General features: G+C 66.8%; 23 protein-coding genes. 12 read left to right on the top strand and 11 right to left on the bottom strand.

Translation table 11 applies throughout. From position 1 onward, the window contains the following. Positions 1-83 precede the first annotated feature (83 nt). From pyrR to MLP_RS17825, 5 genes are read left to right on the top strand one after another with little or no spacing between them, the layout of a single operon-like run. On the top strand, positions 84-731 hold the full coding sequence (gene pyrR / locus MLP_RS17805; protein WP_013864550.1) for a bifunctional pyr operon transcriptional regulator/uracil phosphoribosyltransferase PyrR: 648 nt from the start codon (positions 84-86) through the stop codon (positions 729-731). Then, positions 731-1,693: an aspartate carbamoyltransferase catalytic subunit gene (locus MLP_RS17810; RefSeq protein WP_013864551.1), complete on the top strand. Its 963-nt coding sequence runs from the start codon at positions 731-733 to the stop codon at positions 1,691-1,693. The genes pyrR and MLP_RS17810 overlap by 1 nt, the downstream gene beginning before the upstream one ends. Before the next feature lie 5 nt (positions 1,694-1,698). Further along, a complete protein-coding gene (locus tag MLP_RS17815) occupies positions 1,699-2,982 on the top strand; it encodes a dihydroorotase (RefSeq protein WP_041792891.1) in 1,284 nt (427 codons plus the stop codon). Between the two features lie 3 nt (positions 2,983-2,985). Continuing rightward, entirely contained in the window at positions 2,986-3,663 is a 678-nt protein-coding gene (locus MLP_RS17820; RefSeq protein WP_013864553.1) for a mechanosensitive ion channel family protein, read from the top strand. A 45-nt stretch (positions 3,664-3,708) separates the two neighbouring features. Further along, on the top strand, positions 3,709-4,269 hold the full coding sequence (locus tag MLP_RS17825; RefSeq protein WP_041790218.1) for a mycothiol transferase: 561 nt from the start codon (positions 3,709-3,711) through the stop codon (positions 4,267-4,269). Positions 4,270-4,404: 135 nt separating this feature from the next. Here the strand turns inward: MLP_RS17825 and MLP_RS17830 are convergent, their stop codons facing one another. Together MLP_RS17830 and MLP_RS17835 are read right to left on the bottom strand one after the other, a co-directional pair. Further along, positions 4,405-5,169 (bottom strand): inositol monophosphatase family protein, encoded by a 765-nt coding sequence (locus tag MLP_RS17830; RefSeq protein WP_041792893.1) that lies wholly within the window; start codon positions 5,167-5,169, stop codon positions 4,405-4,407. Positions 5,170-5,232: 63 nt separating this feature from the next. Continuing rightward, positions 5,233-5,754 carry a 2'-5' RNA ligase family protein gene (locus tag MLP_RS17835; RefSeq protein ID WP_013864556.1) on the bottom strand — a complete coding sequence of 174 codons (522 nt, stop codon included), beginning with the start codon at positions 5,752-5,754 and terminating at the stop codon, positions 5,233-5,235. 130 nt (positions 5,755-5,884) lie between these two features. On the opposite strand from MLP_RS17835, the gene MLP_RS17840 reads away from it, so the two are divergent. Continuing rightward, positions 5,885-6,199, top strand: coding sequence for a hypothetical protein (locus MLP_RS17840; RefSeq protein WP_013864557.1), 315 nt, complete (start codon positions 5,885-5,887; stop codon positions 6,197-6,199). Between the two features lie 118 nt (positions 6,200-6,317). Here the strand turns inward: MLP_RS17840 and MLP_RS17845 are convergent, their stop codons facing one another. Then, positions 6,318-6,854, bottom strand: coding sequence for a GNAT family N-acetyltransferase (locus MLP_RS17845; protein ID WP_041790220.1), 537 nt, complete (start codon positions 6,852-6,854; stop codon positions 6,318-6,320). A 192-nt stretch (positions 6,855-7,046) separates the two neighbouring features. Between MLP_RS17845 and MLP_RS17850 the strand changes: the two genes are divergently transcribed. Next, a complete protein-coding gene (locus tag MLP_RS17850) occupies positions 7,047-8,501 on the top strand; it encodes an HNH endonuclease signature motif containing protein (RefSeq protein WP_156821208.1) in 1,455 nt (484 codons plus the stop codon). A 231-nt stretch (positions 8,502-8,732) separates the two neighbouring features. On the opposite strand, the gene MLP_RS17855 is transcribed toward MLP_RS17850, so the two are convergent. Further along, positions 8,733-9,161, bottom strand: a complete 429-nt coding sequence (locus MLP_RS17855) for an OsmC family protein (protein WP_013864560.1) — start codon at positions 9,159-9,161, stop codon at positions 8,733-8,735. Between the two features lie 193 nt (positions 9,162-9,354). On the opposite strand from MLP_RS17855, the gene MLP_RS17860 reads away from it, so the two are divergent. Then, positions 9,355-9,840, top strand: coding sequence for a globin (locus tag MLP_RS17860; protein WP_013864561.1), 486 nt, complete (start codon positions 9,355-9,357; stop codon positions 9,838-9,840). An 80-nt stretch (positions 9,841-9,920) separates the two neighbouring features. Here MLP_RS17860 and MLP_RS17865 read toward each other — a convergent pair whose 3' ends face one another. Beyond that, positions 9,921-10,475 (bottom strand): hypothetical protein, encoded by a 555-nt coding sequence (locus tag MLP_RS17865; RefSeq protein ID WP_013864562.1) that lies wholly within the window; start codon positions 10,473-10,475, stop codon positions 9,921-9,923. 225 nt (positions 10,476-10,700) lie between these two features. Here MLP_RS17865 and MLP_RS17870 point away from each other — a divergent pair, with 225 nt between their 5' ends. Then, a complete protein-coding gene (locus MLP_RS17870) occupies positions 10,701-11,372 on the top strand; it encodes a TetR/AcrR family transcriptional regulator (protein ID WP_013864563.1) in 672 nt (223 codons plus the stop codon). Between the two features lie 58 nt (positions 11,373-11,430). On the opposite strand, the gene MLP_RS17875 is transcribed toward MLP_RS17870, so the two are convergent. Further along, positions 11,431-12,510: an alcohol dehydrogenase catalytic domain-containing protein gene (locus MLP_RS17875; RefSeq protein ID WP_041790222.1), complete on the bottom strand. Its 1,080-nt coding sequence runs from the start codon at positions 12,508-12,510 to the stop codon at positions 11,431-11,433. A gap of 127 nt (positions 12,511-12,637) precedes the next feature. After that, positions 12,638-13,477 (bottom strand): acyl-CoA thioesterase, encoded by an 840-nt coding sequence (locus MLP_RS26610; protein ID WP_013864565.1) that lies wholly within the window; start codon positions 13,475-13,477, stop codon positions 12,638-12,640. A gap of 37 nt (positions 13,478-13,514) precedes the next feature. Between MLP_RS26610 and fabG the strand changes: the two genes are divergently transcribed. Further along, entirely contained in the window at positions 13,515-14,270 is a 756-nt protein-coding gene (gene fabG, locus MLP_RS17885) for a 3-oxoacyl-ACP reductase FabG (protein ID WP_013864566.1), read from the top strand. Between the two features lie 37 nt (positions 14,271-14,307). Here fabG and MLP_RS17890 read toward each other — a convergent pair whose 3' ends face one another. The 4 genes from MLP_RS17890 to MLP_RS17905 form a co-directional block, all read right to left on the bottom strand. Then, positions 14,308-16,125 carry an AMP-dependent synthetase/ligase gene (locus MLP_RS17890; protein WP_013864567.1) on the bottom strand — a complete coding sequence of 606 codons (1,818 nt, stop codon included), beginning with the start codon at positions 16,123-16,125 and terminating at the stop codon, positions 14,308-14,310. Positions 16,126-16,336: 211 nt separating this feature from the next. Further along, positions 16,337-17,593 carry an acetyl-CoA C-acetyltransferase gene (locus tag MLP_RS17895; RefSeq protein WP_049804776.1) on the bottom strand — a complete coding sequence of 419 codons (1,257 nt, stop codon included), beginning with the start codon at positions 17,591-17,593 and terminating at the stop codon, positions 16,337-16,339. 10 nt (positions 17,594-17,603) lie between these two features. Beyond that, a complete protein-coding gene (locus MLP_RS17900; protein WP_013864569.1) occupies positions 17,604-18,764 on the bottom strand; it encodes an acyl-CoA dehydrogenase family protein in 1,161 nt (386 codons plus the stop codon). A gap of 194 nt (positions 18,765-18,958) precedes the next feature. Beyond that, positions 18,959-19,510, bottom strand: a complete 552-nt coding sequence (locus MLP_RS17905; RefSeq protein WP_013864570.1) for a YceI family protein — start codon at positions 19,508-19,510, stop codon at positions 18,959-18,961. A gap of 98 nt (positions 19,511-19,608) precedes the next feature. On the opposite strand from MLP_RS17905, the gene MLP_RS17910 reads away from it, so the two are divergent. Together MLP_RS17910 and MLP_RS17915 are read left to right on the top strand one after the other, a co-directional pair. Continuing rightward, positions 19,609-20,067, top strand: a complete 459-nt coding sequence (locus MLP_RS17910) for a MarR family winged helix-turn-helix transcriptional regulator (RefSeq protein ID WP_013864571.1) — start codon at positions 19,609-19,611, stop codon at positions 20,065-20,067. Between the two features lie 158 nt (positions 20,068-20,225). Then, positions 20,226-23,126 (top strand): FAD-binding and (Fe-S)-binding domain-containing protein, encoded by a 2,901-nt coding sequence (locus MLP_RS17915; RefSeq protein ID WP_013864572.1) that lies wholly within the window; start codon positions 20,226-20,228, stop codon positions 23,124-23,126. Positions 23,127-23,207 lie beyond the last annotated feature (81 nt).

A 23,207-nucleotide genomic window follows, 5' to 3' on the forward strand; every position in this document is an offset into this window, starting at 1 on the left:
TCAGCAGTCCACTCACCCTCCATACCGTAGCGGTAATGGACCGGTGCGCCCACAGCAGCACGCCACTATCAGGAGGATCCTGCGTGTCAGAGACGTCGCCCACGCCCGCGACCGGCCTGTCCGGCGACCCAGTTCCCGGCACGGAGAGCACCCGAGTCGTGATGGACGCCGACCGGATCGCCCGGGCATGCGCCCGGATGGCGCACCAGATCCTGGAGGCGAATCGGGGCGCGAAGGACCTGATGCTGCTCGGTATCCCGACCCGCGGCGTGCACCTGGCCCACCGACTGGCCGCGGCGATGGCCGATGTCGAGGGGGTGGCGATTCCTACCGGATCGCTGGACATCACCATGTATCGCGACGACCTGCGCCGCCAGCCGACCCGCGCGGTCGGCCACACCCACCTGCCGGGGCCCATCGACGATGCCGTCGTGGTGCTGGTCGACGACGTCCTCTACTCCGGGCGTACGGTCCGGGCAGCGCTGGATGCCCTCGGCGACATCGGCCGGCCGCGCGTGGTCCGGTTGGCCGTGCTCGTGGATCGCGGTCACCGGCAGCTCCCGATCCGTGCCGATCACGTCGGCAAGAACCTGCCCACGGCCGCCTCCGAGCGGGTCCGCGTACGGCTGGAAGAATCCGATGGCGTGACCGAGGTGACCATCTCCCGACCACCGGGAAGCATCGCGGCCGACTCGCCCGCCGATCCCGCCGACTTCTCCGAGGAGGCCTGATGCGTCACCTGTTGTCCGCCGGCGATCTCAGCCTGGCCGAGATCACCGAGATCTGCGACCTGGCGGAGGAGATGTCGGCGGTGCAGAGCCGGCCGGTCAAGAAGCTGCCTGCACTGCGCGGTCGGACGGTCGTGAACCTGTTCTTCGAGGACTCGACCCGCACCCGCTCGTCCTTCGAGATCGCGGGCAAGTGGCTGTCGGCCGACGTCATCAACGTGTCGGCCAAGGGGTCGTCGGTGTCCAAGGGCGAGTCGCTGCGCGACACGGTGATGACGGTCGCGGCCATGGGCGTCGATGCTCTCGTCATCCGACACATGGCCTCCGGTGCTCCCTGGCAGGTCACCAACTGGATCGGCGCCCATGTCCTCAACGCCGGCGACGGCACCCACGAGCACCCGACGCAGGCGCTGCTCGATGCGTTCACCATGCGGCGTCACTTCCGTGGCCTCGACGGCGGCGATCTGGCCGGGCGTACCGTCGCCATCGTCGGCGACATCACCCACTCTCGCGTTGCCCGCAGCAACGTGCTGCTCCTGCAGACCCTGGGCGCGAAGGTGGTGCTGGTGGCGCCGCCGACCTTGCTCCCGTCCGGGGTCGACACCTGGCCGGTCTCGGTCAGCACCGACCTGGATGCGGTGCTTCCTGCAGCGGATGCGGTGATGATGCTGCGCGTTCAACGGGAGCGGATGAGCGGCGGCTACTTCCCCACGGCGCGGGAGTACACGATCGGGTACGGGCTCACCCGGGACCGACTCGCGACCTTGCGACCAGGCGTGCCGATCTGCCACCCGGGACCGATGAACCGAGGTCTGGAGATCTCGGCCGAGGCCGCCGACGCCGCATCGTCATTGGTGCTCGATCAGGTGGCCGCCGGCGTCGCGGTGCGGATGGCGGTGCTCTATCAACTGCTGGGCGGGGCGGATGAGATGCCCCTGGCCCGCGTACGAGAGGTTGTTGCGTGAGTGGGGTGAGTGAGTTGCTGATCGTCGGAGCGGACCTGGTCGGCGCGGGGCGGGCAGATCTGTATGTCCGCGACGGGGTGTTCGCCGATCCGGCGGAGGCCGGTTCTGACGTCGAGCGGATCGACGCCGACGGGCTGATCGCGCTGCCTGGTCTGGTGGATCTGCACACCCATCTCCGGGAGCCGGGTCGGGAGGACGCGGAGACGATCGCCACCGGCACCCAGGCAGCGGCGCGCGGCGGTTTCACCGCCGTGCTCGCGATGGCCAACACGACGCCGGTGACCGACACCGCCGAGGCCGCCGAGCATGTGTGGGCGGTCGGCCGTCGGGAAGGATCCGCCGAGGTCGTACCGGTCGGTGCGGTGAGCAAGGGACTGGCCGGCGCTGAGCTGGCCGAGCTGGGGCTGATGGCCCGTTCCGCGGCCGGCGTACGGGTGTTCTCCGACGACGGCCGCTGCGTGTCCGATGCCCGGCTGATGCGACGCGCCCTGGAGTATGTCCGCGCCTTCGGCGGGGTGATCGCCCAGCACGCCCAGGATCCGCGACTGGCCGGCAGCGACGCCTGCTGTCATGAGGGTGAGCTGTCCGGCAAGCTCGGGCTGCCCGGCTGGCCGCCGGCGGCGGAGGCGACCATCGTCGCCCGAGACGCCGAGCTCGCCAAGCTGACCGGTTCCCGGGTGCACGTGTGCCACGTGTCGACCGCCGAGACCGTCGACGTGCTCCGCTGGGCCCACAAACGCGGCATCCCGATCAGCGCCGAGGTCACCCCGCATCACCTGATGCTCACCACCTCGGAAGTCGTGGGCTACGACCCGACGTACAAGGTCAATCCGCCGCTGCGGCCCGACGAGCATGTCACCGTGCTCCGGGAGGCGCTGGCCGACGGCACCATCGCCGCGGTCGGCACCGACCATGCGCCGCACGCCCGGCACGACAAGGAGCACGCCTTCGTCGACGCCGCCCCCGGCATGCTGGGTCTGGAGGCGGCACTGGCGGTGGTGATCGAGACGATGGTGAAGCCAGGGCTGCTGGACTGGGCGGGCGTGGCGGAGCGGATGTCGTACGAGCCTGCGCGGATCGCTCGGCTGGCGCACCAGGGCCGTCCACTGCGGATCGGGGAACCGGCCAACCTGGTGCTGGTCGATCCGTCTGCCAGGGCGGTCGTGGACCGGAATGCGTCGGCTTCGCTGTCCCGCAACAACCCGTGGCACGGCCGCGACCTGCCGGACCCAGTGGCGGCGACGGTGTGGCGGGGCCGGGTGACCTACTCGCGCGAGCCAAAGGGCTAGGCCATGCCTGAATGGCTGCAGACGATCATCGACAACGTGATCGTGGTCAAGACGACCAGGATCACTTTCCTGCTCCTCTTCGCCATTTTGGCCCGTTGGCTCGTGCACAAGCTGATCAACCGGGCCGTCGAGCAGGCGATCCGGCGACCCGTGAAGTCCCGGGCCGCCGAGATCCTGGAGGATGCCTCCGGACTGCCTGCCCAGCGTCGTGCCCAGCGGCTGCGTGCCCTCGGCTCGCTGGGCACGAGCATCGTCACGGTGGTGATCTTGATCATCACCGCGGTCGCCGTGCTGTCGGAGCTGGGGTTCAACGTGACGACTCTCGTCGCGGGCACCTCGGTGGTGGCTGCCGCGATCGCTTTCGGCACGCAGAGCATCGTGAAGGACCTGGTGTCCGGCGTCTTCCTGCTGCTCGAGGACGAGTTCGGCGTCGGCGACTACGTGGACATGCAACTGGCGTCAGGGACCGTGGAAGACATCGGGCTGCGGGTCACTCAACTGCGTGCCGATGACGGCACCGTCTGGTACGTCCGCAACGGCGAGGTGCTCCGGCTGGCCAACTACAGCAAGGGTGGCCCGAAGCGGCCGCCGACCACGTTCCAGCACCTGAACGTGCACCTCATGGAGCCTGATCCGCCTGCCGAGTCGGATCAGGACACCAAGGCTCCGGCGACCGACTGAGCAAACCCGGTGGCAATCTCCGTCGGATCGGACCACGATGGCGATATGGCAGGTCAACCCGAACGCTGGACGAAATCAACCGTGTACGCCGACATGTGGCTCGACCCGGACGACGATCCCCGCAACAACGAGGACCCCAGTCCCGATGGCGAGTTGCCAACCCTGCTGGACTATCTCACCAGCTATCGCCTGACGCTGCTGCTGAAGTGTGAAGGCCTCGACGCTGAGCAACTGGCTCGGCGATCAGTGCCGCCGTCGACCATGTCGCTGCTCGGTCTGGTCCGACATCTCGCCTCGGCCGAGCGGGATTGGCGCAACTGGATCACGCCCGGTGATCCGCTGCCCAAGCTCTATGGTCAGCGAGATGCGGACTTCGATGGCGCCGTCCCCGATGACGCAGTCGTCGCCGCGGCGTACGCCGACCTGGCCCGCGAGCAGGCCGCGACCGACGCCGTTCTCGCCGAACACCCGGATCTGGGTGAGCGACTGGGGTCTGACGGCATCGCTGTTCGCGAACTGCACGTGCACCGAGTCGAGGAGTACGCCCGGCACTGCGGCCACGCCGATCTGTTGCGTGAGTGCATCGACGGTCGCGTCGGTCAGTAGCTCCGTGGTCAGTAGCTCGGTGGTCAGATCTGCTCGATCTTGTCGGATCTGCACTACCAGAAGATAGAGCGACACCGACAAGATCGAGCAGATCCGGGGGCCCAGGTCGGGCAAGCGTCCCGCCTGCTCGATCCGTTACTCGATCCCGGCCAGAGCCGCGAGCTCGGTGATGATGTCGGGATGGGCGACAAGCACGATCTCGCCGTCGGCTGAGGTCAGGACGTCTGCGCCGGCTTCGCGGGCGATCAGGGCACCACCGACGAGGTCCCACGGCTCGTTGCGATAGGCGATCATTGCCGCGACCCTGCCTACGGCGATCAGACCCCAGTCGATGGAGGGAGCCCAGGTACGCAAGACTCGTTTGCAGCTGCGCTCCAGGCTGCGAAACATACGCTGACCAGCAGGATCGTCGGCACCGACCGCGTACCCCTGAAGCCAGGAGACGGTGACTCGATCCAGTGGTTCCGGCGCCAACATCCGCACCGGAGTGCCGTTGAGGGTCGCTCCGTGGCCGACGATCGCGGCGTAGGAGCGACCGCGGGCCGAGTCGTGAACCACGGCCACCAGCGGCTCCCCGCGCCGACACAAGGTGATGCAGACGCCGTACAGGTCAAGTCCGAGCACGTAGTTGTTGGTGCCGTCCAGCGGATCGACCAACCAGCGGTACTCCGCGTCCGGATCGCCCTGCAGGCCGAACTCCTCGCCGAGGACAGCGTGATCGGGATAGACAGCGTTGATGACGGCGGCGATGAGGCGTTCGGCCTCCTGGTCGACATGGGTGACGACATCACCAGCGTGGCCCTTGGGCAGCGCCGCTGCGCTGGCAGCGTGTTGAACCGCCAGGTCGCCGGCTTTCTGGGCCAGCTCGATCGCAAGGTCACGGGCTGCTGCGAGATCCACATCCGGCACCCTAGTGCTCACGGGCGCGACCACGTACCAGTCGGAAACGAACCAAATCGAACGTCAGCGACCGGTGAGTGCGAAGACCTGTCGGCGTTGCCAGCGACGGTCGGGCAGCTCGACCATCAGCGTCACTGCGTCTGCGGTGGCCTGGATCGGCAGGCCTCGCCGGAGCTCATCCTCAGCTCGGCGAAGCTCCGAGCTCGTGCCCCGCGTAGCGACCGTGAGATGCGGCGTCAGCCCGTCGAACTCTCCGCCATACGGCGGATACTCGGGGAATGCCTGCGCCAAAGCAGCAGTGATCTGCTGGAACGGCTCGACCGGATCTGGCGCCAGCCAGAGGACACTGCGATCGCCGAACCAGTCGATGCGCGCCAACTCGAAGTCGAATGACCTGACTGGAGCGAGAGCGCGTTCGACGGCAGTAATGGTCGTGGCATCGATCTGGTCGGGCGCGACGAAGGGATACAGCACCGTCAGGTGGGGCGGCACTCCGAGCACCGCCTGAGGATCCAGCTGTCGACGCCATTCCCCGGTCGCGGGCTCGGCTGCCGAGACTTCGATGATCAGCCCGCTGCGCAGCACGTCAAGAGCATAGGGGTATTGGCTTGAAACCATGTTGATTATCTACTCGACGTGCATCTCGGACATTGCCTTGGCCAAGGGCATGCGAGCATCACCAACGTCCGATTCGTCACAGCGAGGAGGTTTCTGAATGGACGCCGTCGAACGACCCAAGGTGGTGTGCCTTTGCGGCTCGCTGCGCTTCCAGAGCCTGTTCCAGTCGGAGCGGCAACGGCTGACCTCCCAAGGGGTGATCGTGCTCGGTCCCGAAGCGATCAGCGAAGAACTGACGCCATCCAGGCGCGCGGCTCTGGGCGAGCTGCACCTGCGGCGGATCGATCTCGCGGACGAGATCCGTGTGGTGAGCGAGGGCGGCTATGTCGGACCAGCGACACGACGCGAGATCGAGTACGCACGGGAGAAGCGCAAAGTCATCAGCTCGGTGGAGCTGACTCTCGACCTGTGATGTCACACCGAGCCGGGTCCCGAACACGGTCGTTTCCGATGAGCCGTGTGGGCTGACCGTGAGACCGCCAGAGGGAGCCCGCGAGACGAGACGCAGTGCTCGACTGCAGTTAGTGCGGTCAGGTATTCGCGGCCCATTCGCTGCGCAAGATGCTGAAGACCTGGGAGTCGCGCCATCCATCGCGAATCAGCTGGACATGCCGAAGGGTTCCTTCGTAAGTCATGCCGACGTGCCTGAGCACCGATGCCGAGGCACTGTTACGCGGATCGCACGTGGCTTCCAGTCGCTCCAACCCGGCCAGGTGCGTGAAGGCCCAGCCTGTCAACTGATCCCCGATTGCTGAACCGATACCCTTGCCCCACAGTTCGATGTGGACGACGTACGAGATCTCAGCGCGGCCGTGCCCACGAAGGTTCACTTCTCCGTTGCCGACAACGATGTCTGACGGATCAACGGCTACCCACGCCCATCGTCGTTGAGGGCGAACCTCCCAGGCTTTGACCGCTTCGGCGACGAACGCCTCCGTGTCGGCGCGAGTGTTGGGGCCCCACGGCTGATACCGACACACCTCCGGCTGCGCCGCCCACTCATGAATCCGATCAGCGTCGGAATGGACGATAGGGCGAAGACGCACCGAAGACCGTTCGTGGTTCACCTCGGCGAAGGTACTCCGTCTCCACCGACAGCTCTATTCGGATGGCAGTGGGCACCGTCAGGTCATGCCGCTGCTGCCAGAACCATCTGATCAATCGTGCACCACCAATCACGTCCGTAACTTTGTTATCTGGTTGGGAAATCTCTGGATTCAGGTCTTGTGGTCGAACACGTACACGATTAGAATATGAACATGTATTCGACAGAAGCGGCGCAGGCGGACAGTCATCCACTGCACGCCGCGGTCGATACCGTCCGCACCTCGCTGCAGCACCTGATCAAGCTGATCGACGACGGCGCCCACACCGACCTGGGTGCACTCAGCCTGGTCGAGACCCTGCAACAGTGGGAAACCCTGCGTAACACCCTGCCCGTGGTGGATCGGGCGTTGATCCAGCACGGCACCGAGCAAGGCCACCCGAATGTGTTGTCGGAACGGTCGATGGTCGGGGTGTTGAAGAACGGACTCCGGATCTCGACCGGGGAAGCGGTGCGTCGAGTCAAAGCCGCCGAGCAGTTGGCCGATCGGACCTCGATGCTCGGCGAACCATTGCCGCCGATCCGGGAACACCTCGCACAGGCGCAACGCGACGGTGCGGTGACCCCGGAACAGGTGTCGTTGATCGATCAGACGTTGCGCAAGGTCGGGCACTGCGACCCGGAGTCGATCACCGCAGGGGAAGTGATGCTGATCGAGCAGGCCAGCCGACTCGGCTACCAGGATTTGACCGTGTTCGCGGCGAGACTGGCCGAGGCGATCGACCCCGACGGGATCCTGCCCTGCGATGACGCTGCGCAACGGGAGCGCCGGTTCCTGCGGGTCCGGCACCGCAAGGACGGCTGCTGGGCCGGCGAGTTCATCCTCACCGGCACCGCCGGGCAGAAACTCGCCGCGCTGCTCGACCCGTTGACCACACCCCAACCCACCACCGTTCAACCCGACCATGCTGACGGCAGCCGTAGCAAGAAGGGGAAGCGGGTGATCGAGGACAAGCGGAGCGTCGGGCAACGCCAACATGACGCCTTGGAAACCCTGCTGGACGCGTTGCTGCGTGGGCAAGAGGTGCCGGCATCGGGCGGGACACCGGCGACGGTGTTGGTCCACATCAGCTGGGAAGAATTCCTGCGCGAGTTCGGTATCGGCAGCTACGCCGACGGCACCCCCGCCTCTGCGGACACCGTCCGCGACCTCGCCGATCAAGCCGACATCGCCTGGTGTGTGAAAACCCCCAAAGGTGCGGTGCTGAACCTGTACCGCAGCCGACGGATCGCCTCCACCGCCCAAACCCTGGCGTTGTATGCCCGAGATTCCGGATGCACCTTCCCGGGCTGCGATGTCGCCCCGCAATGGTGCGAACGACACCACGTGATCGCCTGGCAAGACGGCGGGAACACCAATATCGGCAACCTCACCCTGGTCTGTGCGTTTCACCACCACCAATTCGCCAAACGCGGCTGGCAATGCCAGATCAACAGCGATGGACTCCCCGTCTGGATCCCACCCCGCTGGATCGACCCACAACAGCGACCGATCCTGAACCACCGCATCACCATCAACAACTGGCACCCCCAAGACCCGCTGGACCTCAACCCGGCAACCGAACCAGAACCGCCGCCAGACCCTGGTGCCGAAGGACCACCAGGCTGACGGTTTCCATTCGCTCCGCCTTTCCACTCGCTTCGCCTCGACCGCCGCAGATCCATACCTGCGGCGGCATGCGGTCGTTCAGGAACGACGCAAGCAAGTGAGACCAGCGAATGAGACACATCGAGGCATCGTCCCCGTCTGGGCACGATGCCTCGATAGATAGTCACGACCCGGTGATCGGCAGACTCAACTCAGTTCAGAGCGAGGCTGCTCAAGCAGGATCGGATCCGATCACTCGACCAGGGTGGCGTCCAAGGTGATGGTGGTGCCGGTAAGGGCGGCCGAGACCGGGCAGTTCTTCTTGGCGTTCTCGGCGGCCTCAGCGAACTGCTCGGCGGTCAGGCCGGGAACAGCGGCCTTTACCGTCAGGTGGATGCCGGTGATGCCCTGGCCCGGCTGGAAGGTGACGTCGGCGCTGGTGTCGACGGTGGTCGGCGGGGTGCCAGCGCCGGCGAGTCCGTGCGACAGCGCCATCGAGTAGCACGTCGAGTGGGCCGCGGCGATCAGCTCCTCCGGGCTGGTCTTGCCGTTCGCTGCCTCGGATCTAGCTGGCCAGCTCACATCGAAGGTGGCCAGGCCCGAGGAGGCGAGCTCGACGGTGCCGGAGCCCTCCAGAAGCGAACCTTCCCAATGGGCGTTGGCGGTGCGGACTGTTGCCATGCTGACACTCCCTTATGACGATCTAGACGGTATGAACGAGGTGGGTAGGACGTACGCGAACCTCACCCATACTGCCAGCGCCCCTCGCCGAGTGGACCAGCCGGGGTCCGACCCGGACATCGATGCGCGTCACCCTGCGCTGGAGAGAGACTTGCAGAGACACCTGCGACCGGTGGGAGACAATGGGTCCATCATGTCCACCTCCCCTGCTCCTGCTTCCGCCGGCTCCGCCGGCGGCCCTGCGACCCCCGAGCCCGGCGCCGCGACACCCGCCACGTTCTACGACGCCGTCGGCGGACACCCGACGTTCGAGAAGCTGATCCGGCGCTTCTATCAGGGTGTGGCCGGCGATCCGCCGTTGCGCGCGCTCTATCCCGAAGAGGATCTGGGCCCGGCGGAGGATCGTTTCCGGATGTTTCTGGAGCAGTATTGGGGCGGCCCGACCACCTACAGCGATCAGCGCGGTCACCCCCGACTGCGGATGCGGCACGCCCCGTTCCTCATCACTCCGACTCAGCGTGATCGTTGGCTGCGGCACATGCGCGATGCCATTGATTCGATCGACCTAGCCCCTGAGCACGAAGCCGAGCTCTGGGCATACATGGAGCGGGTTGCCCACTTCATGGTGAACACACTGGACGAAGATCCCGGGCCCTCCCAGGGACTTCGGATCGTCTGACCGCGACAGCCGTACACCGAGTAGGACGATCCGTCGCACCGCTCAGGTTCGCCGGGTGGCTCAGTGCCGCTGTCAGGGTCCTACCGTCGCTTCGACTCGCGTCGGCGACGCGACTCTCGTACGGCCAGCCATCCCGCGAAAACGACCGGTGCCACGAACTTGGCCGCATCCAGCACCGTGCCCAGCCAGTCAGGCAGATTGATGTCGGGGAGGCCGGGCCAGGGAATGCTTGGCCAGGGAATATCCGGCCACGGAATCCGTGGCAGCTTGATCTGCGGCACCCAGTCCCAGGGGATGAGGTGCCAAAGACGACCCAGGAGCCAGGTGACCAGAACGCCGGCCGCCAGACCTATTGCCGCGAGGACGATCTGCCGACCGGCGTACAAGCGCGGGTGCTGGTGCATCCAGATCCGGCGCCGAGCCGCTTTCGAACCCGCCTCCGGTTCGAGATCCACCCCGCCGACCAGCGTCTTGTTCGCTGCCAGCGCAGCCGGAGCGTTGGTGTGCTCGAACCAGGTCACTCGCCTCGTGCCGGCGAACGTACGGAAGTGGAGTCCAATCGATCCGTGACCATCGGCCACCAACACGGCCCGCTCGTCGTAGGACTTGCCCTCCGCCACAGTCTCACCGTCCACGCGCCAGACGATCCGCCGGTGGAGACCGAGCTCTCGAATCTCCACCTCATGCAGACACCCATCCCGGTTCAGCGACCAGCAATCGGCCGCACGGGCCGCTTGATCAACGCTCGATTGATCGATTGGTAGAGTGCTCACTCTACTAATATAGCTATAGCGGAGTGCACACTCTAGGAATAAGGGCCGGGATCGGCACGCATTGGACTCACCTGTCGGCTGTGCCTGGTGGTGAAGTCGGAACCAATTTGGTCGAAGAAGGAGGTGACGAGGGTGGCGCGTACGGTCGACCCAGCCCGCCACGCCGCCCGCCGGCTCCGGATCATCGATGCTGCGCTGACTCGGTTCGCCGCCGACGGCTATGAGGCAACGACAACTGCCGCCATTTGCGCAGAAGCACGGATCGGCTCGGGCACCTTCTTCCACTACTTTCCGACGAAGGCGGACGTACTGCTGGGGATCCTGGAACTCGGGACCGCCGAAACCACCGCCTGGTTCGACGAGCAGTCCGGCCGCGAGGACGCCGTGGGTGTCTTGCGAGACTGGATCGACCAGACCATCGAGGACTTCTCCGATCGACGGATGGCCGGTTTCGTCCGAGCGGTCGGCGCGGTGATGTCGCGTCCCGAGTTTGCGGCAGCCCTTGCTGCCGATGATCGGGCGACCCAGACCGGGCTGCTCGGCTGGGTCGAGCTGGCACAACAGCAAGGCAGCATCCGCACCGACCTCACCGCTGCCCGGCTGACGTCGTGGCTGACGGTGCTGACCGACGGCTTCGCCGACCGGATCGCCACCGACGATGGCTTCACAGCGGGTGCCGAGGGACCGGTGCTCCGCGACGCGGTTCACCGGCTGCTGGGGCCTGAAGCGGACGAGTCAGGCGACGTCCCACTCCGTTGATTCGAGGCATCCGGGCGACCGCCTGCCTGCTCCTACGGGAACCGCGACGCGAGTGAGCTCAGGGAATCAGCGACACCTTGACCGACTCCGCACCGCTGCCCACCAGGTCCAGACCGCGCTGGAACTCGGCCAGCGGCAGTTGATGGGTGCAGATGTCATCCATCGGCAAGATCCCGGACTCGAGCAGACGTACCGCGGCCGGCCAGGTGTGCGGGCCGAGATGAGCACCCAGCACGTCCAGCTCCTTGTCGTCGCTGATGATCGACCAGTCGACGCTGACGTCACTGCCGAACACGCTGTACTCGACGTACGTGCCGAGCTTGCGAAGCAGACTCAGCCCCTGCCCGACCGCAGACGGATGCCCGCTGCCCTCCAGATAGACATCGGCTCCGTAGCCATCGGTGAGATCGCGCACGGCGGCCACCACGTCGGTCTCCGCAATGTTCAACGCCTCATCGGCACCGCAGCGCAGGGCCAGGTCGAGCTTCTGAGGTGCGAGGTCGAGGGCGATGACCCGGCGCGGGAACCTGGCGCGGGCGCCGGCGATCATGCCCAGTCCGATCGGCCCGCAGCCGGCCACCACGACGACGTCGTCGAATCGCATCCCCGACCGCTCGACCGCGTGCAGCGCACACGACAACGGCTCCACGAACGCGGCGTGAGCCGGCGGCAGCTCGGCGCTGATCTTGTGCACCAGCGCATCCGCCGGGAAGATCATGTACGCCGCCATCGCTCCCGGCGTACGCCGCTTGAAGCCGTAGATCGCATGCGGTGCACACATGTGGTACTGGCCGCGTACGCAGTAGCGACACTCCCAGCAGGGCACGATCTGCTCGCTAGTGACTCGGTCCCCCACCTCGACGCTCCACCGCTGACGGGCCGTGTCGTCCAGCGCGACCACCCTGCCGACGAACTCATGTCCCGGCGTCACGGGGGTCTCGACGTACGCCGCTCGGTCTCCGTCTCCCCAGAACTTGGTGGCGCCGTGGTAGCACTTCAGATCGCTGGCGCAGATTCCCACGGCCTCGACCTGCACCAGTGCCTCACCGGGCCCGGGGGTCGGCACCGGCACCTCCGCCAGCCGGTAGTCCTCCGGACCGTGGCAGACGACGGCTTGCATGCTGGTAGGTACGTTCATGCCGCAAGCCTCTCGCAGGCCAGATAGTGGCCGCCAGGTGGGCCTGAACCAGAGTCACCTGGAGTTAGTTGCCGGATTGTCCCCGACATCGGTGGTTCAGCCAGAAACTAATGCCCCGGCACAAGGGTCAGCGCGGAACCAGCTCCGCCAGGGCAGCCCGCTGAGTCTCATCCAGGGGCTGGGGGCCCACCAGCACGGTTCGCGCCTGCGCGTAGACGGTCCCGGACTCCGGATCATCGATCTGCGCCGCCAGCCTGATCGATCGGTTGCCCACGTCGGTCACCACCGTGTTGACCCGATAGGGCGTCACCCGGAAGTCCAGCGGCCGGCGGTAGTCCATGTCCTGGCGAACGACGACCCAGACATCATCGGCGTCGGGAGAGTTCCGTGACGACCAGCGCAGCGTCTGGGTCATCAGCGCGACCCGCGCCTCTTGGATGTAGTCGTAGTACTTCACGTTGTTGGCGTGTGCATAGGAGTCGAGGTCGGACCAGCGCACCTGGAGCGGATAGTCGTGACCGCCAGCGGTCCAGGTCTGCTTGGGCAGCACCCGCAGCGACTCGTGATCGGTCTCGACGCCCTCGAGGAAGACCGCTCGCTCCTCGGCGGTCAGCCGACGCAGCCCGGCGCCGGCCAGATCGTAGGGCGCACCCGTTGTCCGCGCTCGGACAGCCACCCGATCACCGTCGCGCATCTCATAGCCGATCACGAACCGACTCGCGCCGACTGAGTCCACCCACAAGTCGATGGCCAGCCCACGATCGTGGAACCGGACCGGTGACAGGTACTCGACCTGATGTTGGACGACGAGTACGCCGGTATCGAGCAGCCGGTGCATCACCGGCGGTCCGTTCAGCAGGAAGTCGACCCGGGCTTCCTGCAGATAATCGACGAACGCGGCGTTGTTGACATGCGCCTGCGCGTCCATGTCGCCCCAGCGCATCGGACACAGGTAGCGGTACACCACAGGTCCATGCCTATCAGCAACCCACTACTCTCCTGCCATGACGACATCCAGAGTTGCTGTGGTGACCGGTGCTGCCCGTGGAATCGGCGCGGCGATCGCCCGTCGACTGGCTGCGGGAGGTGCCGCGGTGGCTGCGGTGGATCTGAACACCGACGGTGCCGCCCGGACCGCCAATGCCATCGCCGAGTCCGGTGGCAGGGCCATCGCGATCGGCGCGGATGTCGGCGACGAGGACGCCGCGTCTCGAGCCGTCGAGCGGGCCGCCGCTGAACTCGGGCCGGTGACGATCCTGGTCAACAACGCCGGGATCATCCGCGACAACCTGCTGTTCAAGATGACCAGCGACGACTGGGACGCGGTGATGAACGTCCATCTCCGGGGCGCCTTCTTGATGACCAGGGCGGCTCAGGCACACATGATCGAGGCCAAGTGGGGCCGGATCGTCAACCTGTCCTCGACCTCTGCGCTGGGCAACCGCGGCCAGGTCAATTACGCTGCCGCGAAGGCGGGCATCCAGGGCTTCACCAAGACGCTGGCCTTGGAGCTGGGCAAGTTCGGCGTCACCGCCAATGCGATCGCGCCGGGCTTCATCGACACCGAAATGACCCAGGCGACCGCTGACCGGCTCGGCGTCGACTTCGAGGACTGGAAGGCGGCCGTCAGCCGCGAGATCCCGGTCGGCCGGGTGGGCACGCCGGACGACATCGCCGCGGTCGCCGCCTTCCTCTGCGGCGAGGACGCCGGCTACGTCTCCGGTCAGGTCATCTATGTCGCCGGAGGCCCCAGGGCCTAGGGCGCCCAAAAACTAGCATCGCCCCAGCGGCGGCAACTCAATCCTCGTAGAGGGTGTTCAGGGTGTCGCCGTACTTCTTCTCGACCGCCTTGCGCCGGATCTTCAGGCTCGGGGTGACCTCGCCGCCGTCGACGGTGAACTCCTGCGGGAGGATCTCGAACTTCTTGATCGTCTCCCAGCGTTCGAGCTTGCGATTGGCCTGAGCAACCTGGCCGTTGATCAACTCCTTCACCGCTGGTGACGCTGACAGCGCGGTGAGGTCAGCAGACTCCTGCCCGTTCTCCTTCGCCCAGGTCGTGATCGCCTCGGGATCGAGGGTGACCAACGCACTGATGTACTTGCGGCCCTCGCCGTGGACCAGCACCTGCGACACGTACGGGCTGGCGGCCTTCACCGCGGCCTCGACCTTCTGCGGTGCCACATACTTGCCGCCGGAGGTCTTGATCAGGTCCTTCTTGCGATCGGTGATCCGGAGGTAGCCGTGATCGTCGAGCTCGCCGATGTCGCCGGTGGAGAACCAACCGTCGGCAGTGAGCACCTCCGCAGTGGCCTCGTCGTTGCCGTGATAGCCGCTCATCACACCAGCCCCGCGCACCAGAATCTCGCCGTCGTCGGCGATCTTGACCTCGGTGCCGGGCACGGCCGGGCCGACGGTGCCGAACCGGGTCGCCCGCGGGTCGTTGACGAAGGTCGCCGCACTGGTCTCGGTGAGCCCATAGCCTTCCAGGATCAGCAGTCCGGCGGCATAGAACCACTCCTGCACCTCGCGACTGAGCGCCGCGGAACCGGAGACGAAGAACTTGATGTTGCCGCCCATCCGCGCCTTGAGCTTGCTGAACACCAGCTTGTCCGCGAGCGCGTACTGGATGCCGAGCAGGCCGGCCGGCTCGCTGCCTGCCAACCGACCAGGGATCGTCTTGTAGCCGACACTGAAAGCCCAGTTGAAGATCTTGCCCTTCACGCCGCTCTGCGCGCCGGTCATCACCTTGGCGCGGACCTTCTCGAAGATCCGCGGTGCCCCCGCCATGAAGGTCGGCTTCACCACCCCGAGGTTGTCGACGATGTTCTCGATCACGCCGTCCACCGCGGTGGTGAAGCCGATCTTGAGCTGGATGGCGATCAGCGCCTTGCCGAACACATGCGACAGCGGTAGCCACAGGTACTGCAGGTCGTCCGGGCTGATGATGTCGTACGCCTCGACCGCAGCACCTTCGTACGTCCACGCGTCTTGGGTCAGCCGGACACCCTTCGGGCGGCCAGTGGTGCCGGAGGTGTAGATCAAGGTGGCCAGCGTGTCCGGCCGGGTAGCCGCAATGGCGTTGTCCACCGACCCCGGCTGCTCCACCAGATGGCTGCGCCCCAGTTCACGGAACTCGGTCCAGGACACGACCAGCTCATGGTCGGCCTTGCCGGAGAACTGCACGATCTTGACCACCGACAACTCGTCGAGATGATCGACGACCTTGGCCACCTGGAAGTCGTCCTCGGCGAAGACGACCTTGGACTCGGAGTCGCGCAGGATGTAGGCGACATCCTCGTGCTGGGTGGTCGGGTAGACCGTCGTCGTCGCCCCGCCGGCGCACATGATGCCTAGGTCGGCGAGGATCCACTCCATCCGGGTACCGGAGGCGATGGCGACTCGATCCTCGAGCTGTAGGCCCAGCGCGAGCAGCCCGGCGGCCACCTCGTAGACCGCGGTCTTGGTCTCGTTCCAGGTCAGCGAGATCCAGCGACCGCCGTCGAGATAGCGGAACGCCTCGCGCGGGCCGGAGGCCGCGACCCGGTCCTGGAGCATCGCTCCGACACTGCTGGGTCGGTTGGCCAGCACTTCCTGCTGCTGCTCGAGGGGCATCATCGTTGAGTCACCTTCGGGTTCAGGGATCAGGGTTCAGGGATCGGACCGACGCTGTGTGGCGACAGTCACCCAGTAAGCCTAGTGGGCAGTGGCCAGTGTCGGGGATGGCAAAGGTCCCGCATCGAGCCTCAGCGCGCAATATGGGGTCAGGACCCCAATATCCAACACACCGAGATCCAGGCACCAGAGCCCGGGAAGAGCAGGACCGGGATCAGGAGAGTCGTTGCAGGATGATCGCCATGCCCTGACCACCGCCGACGCACATCGTCTCCAGACCGAACTCGACATCGTGTCGCTGCATGGCGTTGATCAGGGTCGTCATGATCCGGGCACCGGTCGAGCCGAAGGGGTGGCCCAGAGCAATCGCGCCGCCGTGGATGTTGAGCCGGTCCTCGTCCAACCCCATAGCGCGCGCTGACGCGATCACCTGGACCGCGAAGGCCTCATTGATCTCGACCAGCCCGATGTCGGACAGCGAGAGCCCGGTCTGAGCGAGCACCTTGCGGGTCGCCTCGATCGGGCCGACACCCATGATCTCCGGGCTCAGTCCGGTCGCGGCCGAGCCGACGATCCGGGCCAGCGGCGTCAGCCCGAGCTCGGCGGCCCGGGCCGCGCTCATGATCACCACGGCGGCGGCTCCGTCGTTCAGCGGGCAGCAGTTGCCGGCCGTGACGATGCCGTCGGCTCTAAACACTGGCTTGAGCGCCGAGACGGCCGCCAGCGTGGTGCCCGGCCGGGGTCCGTCGTCGGTGCTGATCACGGTCCCGTCGGCCAGGGTGACCGGCGCGATCTCGGACGCTAAGACACCTGCGGCGATGGCCCGTTCGGCCAGATTCTGGGAGCGGACCCCGAAGGCGTCGGCGTCGGCTCTCGTGATCCCGTACGCGGTCGCGACGTTCTCCGCGGTCTGCCCCATCGCGATATAGATGTCCGGCAGTTCCCCGTCGATGCGCGGATCGTGCCAGCTCTCGTTGGTCTCAGCCATCCGCCGGGTGCGTTCGCCGGCCTCCGCGAACAGCGGGTTCTGGGTGTCAGCGGGATCGACCCCGGCCGAACCGAAGCCGCGGTAGCGCGAGACGCACTCCACTCCGCCGGAGACGTACGCGTCCCCCTCCCCCGCCCAGATGGCATGCGCGGCCATCCGCGCGGTCTGGACGCTGGAGGCGCAGAACCTGTTGACGGTCGCAGCGGGCACGGTGTCGAGACCCAACTGGACGGCGACCCGGCGGGCCATATTGCCGCCGTGCTCGTCCCGAGGTTCGGCACAGCCGAGGTAGATGTCGTCGAGGGTGGCCGGATCGAGAGCCGGGATCTTGGCCAAGGCCGCCGAGAACACGCCGGCGGCCAGATCATCGGGCCGAACGCTGGCGAGCGAGCCCTTCACCGCCCGCCCGATCGGCGTCCGCGCGGTGGCGACAATCACGGCGTCGCGGTCAGCAGGGCGAGAATCAAAGGGCACGGTGTTCATCACCACACCCTCACAATCCCAGATCCCGGCCGATGAGCTCTTTCATGATCTCGTTGGAGCCGGCCCAGATCCGGGTGACGCGGGCGTCGGTCCAGGCCCGAGCGACCCGATATTCGTTCATGTAGCCGTAGCCACCCCAAAGCTGGACGCAGGCATCAAGCACCGAGTTCTGCACCTCCGCCGACCACCACTTCGCCTTCGCCGCGTCGACAGCGCTGAGCGACTTGTCGACCTGCTGCATGACGCAGGCGTCGACGAAGGCCTGGGTGACCTCGCACTGGGTGACCAGCTCGGCCAGTTTGTGCTTATTGGCCTGGAACGAGCCGATCGGCTGACCGAATGCCTGCCGCTCTTTCACGTACGCAATGGTCTCGTCGAGGATCTGCCGCGCATGGGCGATGTTGCTGACCGCGGCACCGATCCGCTCGGCCACCAGCCGCTCCATCAGGTAGATGAAGCCCTGGTCCACCTCGCCGATCACATTGGCGGCGGGCACCCGCACGTCGGCGAAGAACAGCTCGGCCGTGTCGGACTCGGGCTGACCGATCTTGTCGAGCTTGCGGCCGCGTTCGAAGCCCGGCATGCCGGTCTCCACGGCGAACAGGGTGATGCCGCGGGCCTTCTTCTCCGGGCTGGTCCGGGCGGCCACCACGACCAGGTCGGCGGAATAGCCGTTGGTGATGAAGGTCTTGGACCCATTCAGGATCCAGCCGCCCTCGCCATCCGACCCGCCATCGCGTACCGCGGCGGTCTTGAGATTGGCCAGATCCGAGCCACCGGACGGCTCGGTCATGGCGATGGCGGTCAGCAGCTCACCGGTGCAGAACTTCGGCAGCCAGCGCTGCTTCTGCTCTTCGGTGCACAGATCCACCAGGTAGGGCGCGACGCAGTCGGCATGGATACCGACACACGAGGAGTACGCGAAGGCCAGCTTGGACAGTTCCTCGGCCAGCACCATCGAGAAGCGCGGGTCGTCGGCGCCGGCGCCCCCGTACTCGGCGGGGATGTTCAGCCCGAGCAGATCCTGCTTCCCCAGCTCCAGCCACATCTCGCGACCGAACTCGTGGTTCGCGATGTGCTTCTCCTGCTGGGGACGGAGCCGCCGATCCACGAAGGTCCGACAACTGTCGCGGAACGCCTCGTGGTCGTCATCGAAGATGGTGCGCTGCATGCGTGTGCCCCCCTGCATCGGTGCCCGGCGAGATCCCTTAGGTTACTCGCCAGTAGCAACTTGCACACGCCAGTCGGCCAGACTTTTGTTCCACCGTCCGCGCCTGACGGGGACAGTGGAACAAACCGTGGGCGGCCGAGACTCCCCGACAATCTCGGCCACCCCGCACAGGGACCCCGCGGGGGTCGCAGGCGTCAGGCCTTGACAGCCTCGATGGCCAGCGTGATGTCGACCTTGTCGCCGATCAGCAGCTTGCCGCCGTCCAGCGGGATGTTGAAGGTGACGTTGAAGTCCTTGCGATCGATCGAGGTGGTCGCCTCGGCCCCGAGCCGGGTGGCACCGAAGGCGTCGACCGCGACGCCGAGGAACTCGGCGGCCAGCTTGACCGGCTTGGTGATGCCGTTGATGGTGAGGTCGCCGGAGATGACGTAGCCGTCCGCGTCACCGGAGATGCCGGTGCTGGTGAAGGCCAGGGTGCCACCGTTGGTCGGGTCGAAGAAGTCGGCCGACTGCAGGTGGGCATCGCGCTGGGCATTGCCGGTGGTGATGGAAGCGGAGGTGATGGTCACCTCGACGCTGGCCTCGGTCGGATCCTCCGAGCGGGTGACGATGGTGCCACTGAACTCGGTGAACCGGCCTTTGACCTTGCTCATCAGGTGGCGGACGCTGAAGCCCACCTCGGAGTGCGAGGCGTCGATGGTCCAGGTGCCGGCAACGAGACCGGTGGTCGCAATCTGCTGAGTCATAATGAGGCGTCTCCTTCGGGGCGAAAGTTGATTGTTCAGCTAACGTCAACTCTAGCACCTTTAGTTGAATTGTCAATAACCCTGTTAGGCTAAGGTCCGTGGCTGTGCAATGGCTGACCGAAGAGCAGCAGCGCGTCTGGCGGACCTACCTGCTCGGCGTGGCGCGTTTGACCGAGGAACTGGACGCCGATCTGCGCCGCTCGGGACTCGATCTGCCGGAGTACGAGATCCTCGTCGTGCTGGAGGAGTCGCCGGATCGACGGCTGCGGATGTCGGAGTTGGCTGATGCCGTCCACCAGTCCCGGTCACGACTGACGCACACCATCGCGCGGATGGAGAAGACCGGCCTGGTCGAACGTGAGACCTGCCCGACCGACCGACGCGGCGTGTGGGCTCAGCTGACCGAGACCGGGTACGAGATGCTGCGGCAGACCGCGCCGAGTCATGTCAAGGCCGTCCGGCGGTTCTTCGTCGATGCCGTCGACCCCGAGGACTACGAAGCACTCGGCCGAGCCTTCGCCGCCGTGCTCGCCGTCGACTCGGACGACGACCAGTAACCGTCGCAGCGCAGCCGGCGCGGCCGGGAGTGCAGGAGCGGATCTAGCCGAGACACGTCTTTCCGTCTCGGGTCGATCCGTGACGAACGAGCGGCCCCCGAGCGCCGGCGAGCAGCGCAGTACGTAGAGACCCCGCTCCCGTACGATCGGCATCGACCATGCCGACGACACTCGCCATCTCCGCTCCCGCCGCCGATCTCACCGCCGCGCTGCGCCGCCGAGGTGTTGGTGAGGTACTGGACACGACGAAGCTCACCCGGGCGCTGTACTCCTCCGACGCCTCGCTCTATCGGGTGGTGCCCCAGGCGGTAGCCAGGCCGCGTACCGTCGAGGAGCTCTTGACGGTGCTCGACGGTGCTCGTTCGATTGGCATGCCGGTGACGACCCGGGGCGCTGGCACCTCGTGTGCCGGCAATGCCGTTGGCCCTGGTCTAGTCGTCGATGTCGCCCAGCACCTGAACCGGGTGCACGCCGTCGACCCGGAGCAGCGCACCGCCGTCGTGGACCCGGGCGTGGTGCAGGCGATGCTGCAACGCGAGGCGGCCCCGTACGGGCTGCGCTTCGGCCCGGATCCTTCGACACACACCCGATGCACCATCGGCGGGATGATCGGCAACAACGCGTGCGGCCCGCGGGCGCTGGGCTATGGCAAGACCGCGGACAACGTGATCGCCCTGGAGGTGGTCACCGGCTCCGGCGAGCAGTTGGTGCTCGACAGTCGGACGGGGGTCGACGCCAACTCCTCGGCCGCGCTGCATGCCCTGCAGTCGACGGTGGCGGGCAATCTGGCCACCATCCGGACCGAGTTCGGCCGGTTCGGCCGGCAGGTGTCGGGTTACAGCCTGGAGCATCTGTTGCCGGAGAACCGGTTCAACGTCGCCCGGTTCCTGACCGGCACCGAGGGCACGCTCGCCGTGATCACCAAGGCGACCGTACGACTCGTCGCCGATGCCCCGCACAAGATCATGATCGCGCTCGGCTATCCGTCGATGGCCGACGCCGCCGACGCCACCCCGGTGCTGCTGGAGTTCACTCCGACGGCCATCGAAGGACTGGGCCGCCAGATCGTCGACGTCGTCCGGCGGACCCGTGGCGACAGCGCGGTGCCACCACTGCCCCGCGGCGACGGCTGGGTGTTCGCCGAACTGGTCGGCACCGATCCCCGCGAGCTGGAGTCACGGGCAACCGCGCTGCTGGCCGCCTCCGGCTGCCTGGCCGGTGAGGTCGTCACCGATCCGGCGCAGGCGACGGCGCTGTGGAAGATCCGCGAGGACGGCGCCGGTCTGGCCGGGGTGTCGCTGCCCGACCCCGCGTACGGCGGCTGGGAGGACGCCGCCGTCCCGCCGGCCATGCTGGGCCGCTACCTGCGCGACTTCGAAGCCCTGTTGGACTCCCATGGACTGCTCGGCCTGCCGTACGGGCATTTCGGCGACGGCTGTGTCCACATTCGGATCAATTTCCCGCTGACCTCGGCCGACGGTCCGGCCCGTTATCGCGCCTTCGTCGAGGACGGGGCACGGCTGGTCGCCGGGTATGGCGGCTCGATGTCGGGCGAGCACGGCGACGGGCGAGCCCGTTCGGCGCTGTTGCCGGCCATGTACTCCCCCGCGGCGATCGCGCTGTTCGGCGAGGTCAAGGCCGCCTTCGATCCCGACAATCTGCTCAATCCCGGGGTGCTGGTCGACCCGCGGCCGGTCGACGCCGATCTCCGCGCTGCCGCCCTAGCCGGACGCGCCCCGTCCCGCTTCAGCAACGAGGTGCACCAGTGCTCCGGCGTGGGCAAGTGCCTGGCGGACACGACCGGCAGCCTCGGGGTGATGTGCCCGTCCTATCAGGCCACCCGCAACGAGAAGGACTCCACTCGCGGCCGGGCCCGGGTGCTGCAGGAGATGGTCAACGGCGAGCTCGTCCAGCTCGGCTGGAAGTCGCCGGCCGTGCACAGCGCACTGGATCTGTGCTTGTCCTGCAAGGGTTGCGCGCGCGACTGCCCGACCGGGATCGACATGGCGGCGTACAAGTCCGAAGTGCTGGATCACACGTACGCGGGCAAGCTGCGGCCGCGTTCGCACTATGCGCTCGGCTGGCTGCCGCGCTGGGGACGGCTGATCACCAAGTCTCCGATGCTGGCGAAGCTGGTGAACCTGACCACCTCGTTGCCCGGGCTGCGCTGGCTGGTCCGCTGGACCGCAGGGGTGGACCAGCGGCGGCAGTTGCCGCGGTTCGCCGATCGTCCAGCTCGGCAGCGGGTGCCCCTGACCTCAACGGCGCCCGGCAGCGAGCCCGGCCTGAATGGTGGGTCGGCGCTGAATGGCGGGCCGGAGACCCCGGAGCAGGCCAAGCCGGTCCTGGTCTGGGTCGATTCGTTCTCCGACTGCTTCACCGGGGGCGGTGTGGAGGCCATGGTCGAAGTGCTGCGATCGGCTGGCTACACGCCGCAGTTCCCTGATCGAAGCGTCTGCTGCGGGCTGACCTGGATCTCGACCGGCCAGCGGGAAGGGGCCCGGCGCCAGCTCCGCGCCAGTCTGGACGTGCTGCACCCTTACGTCGCCGCGGGCGTACCCGTGGTCGGTTTGGAACCGTCCTGCACCGCGGTGTGGCGCAGCGACGCCCGCGAACTGTTGCCCGATGATCCGCGAGTGGCAGAGGTGGCCTCGGGCGTGCTCACCCTGGCCGAGCTGCTGGCTCGAACCGACGGCTGGACTCCCCCGAATCTGACCGGCGTCGAGCTCGTGGTGCAGCCGCACTGCCATCACGCCTCGGTGCTGGGCTGGCAGGCCGATGCTGCGCTGCTGAAGCGATCCGGGGCGACGGTGACCACACTCGGCGGCTGCTGTGGCCTGGCAGGGAACTTCGGAGTCGAGAAGGGCCACTACGAGGTCTCGGTGAAGGTGGCCGAACACGATCTGCTGCCCGCCGTCGAGGCCCATCCGGACGCAATCGTGCTCGCCGACGGGTTCTCCTGTCGTACCCAGCTCGCCGAGCTCGCCGGACGCACCGGGATCACGCTCGCCGAGCTGCTGGCCCCGCACCGGGGATCTTCTGGCGCAAACCCCACGTGACAGGTGGATCCCGGACCAGAACTGCGGCTGTGCTCTAGGTGACAGCCAGGGTGTCACACAGGTGACAGCGAGGCCTGCGGA

Source organism: Microlunatus phosphovorus NM-1 (assembly GCF_000270245.1).
GTDB lineage: Bacteria > Actinomycetota > Actinomycetes > Propionibacteriales > Propionibacteriaceae > Microlunatus > Microlunatus phosphovorus.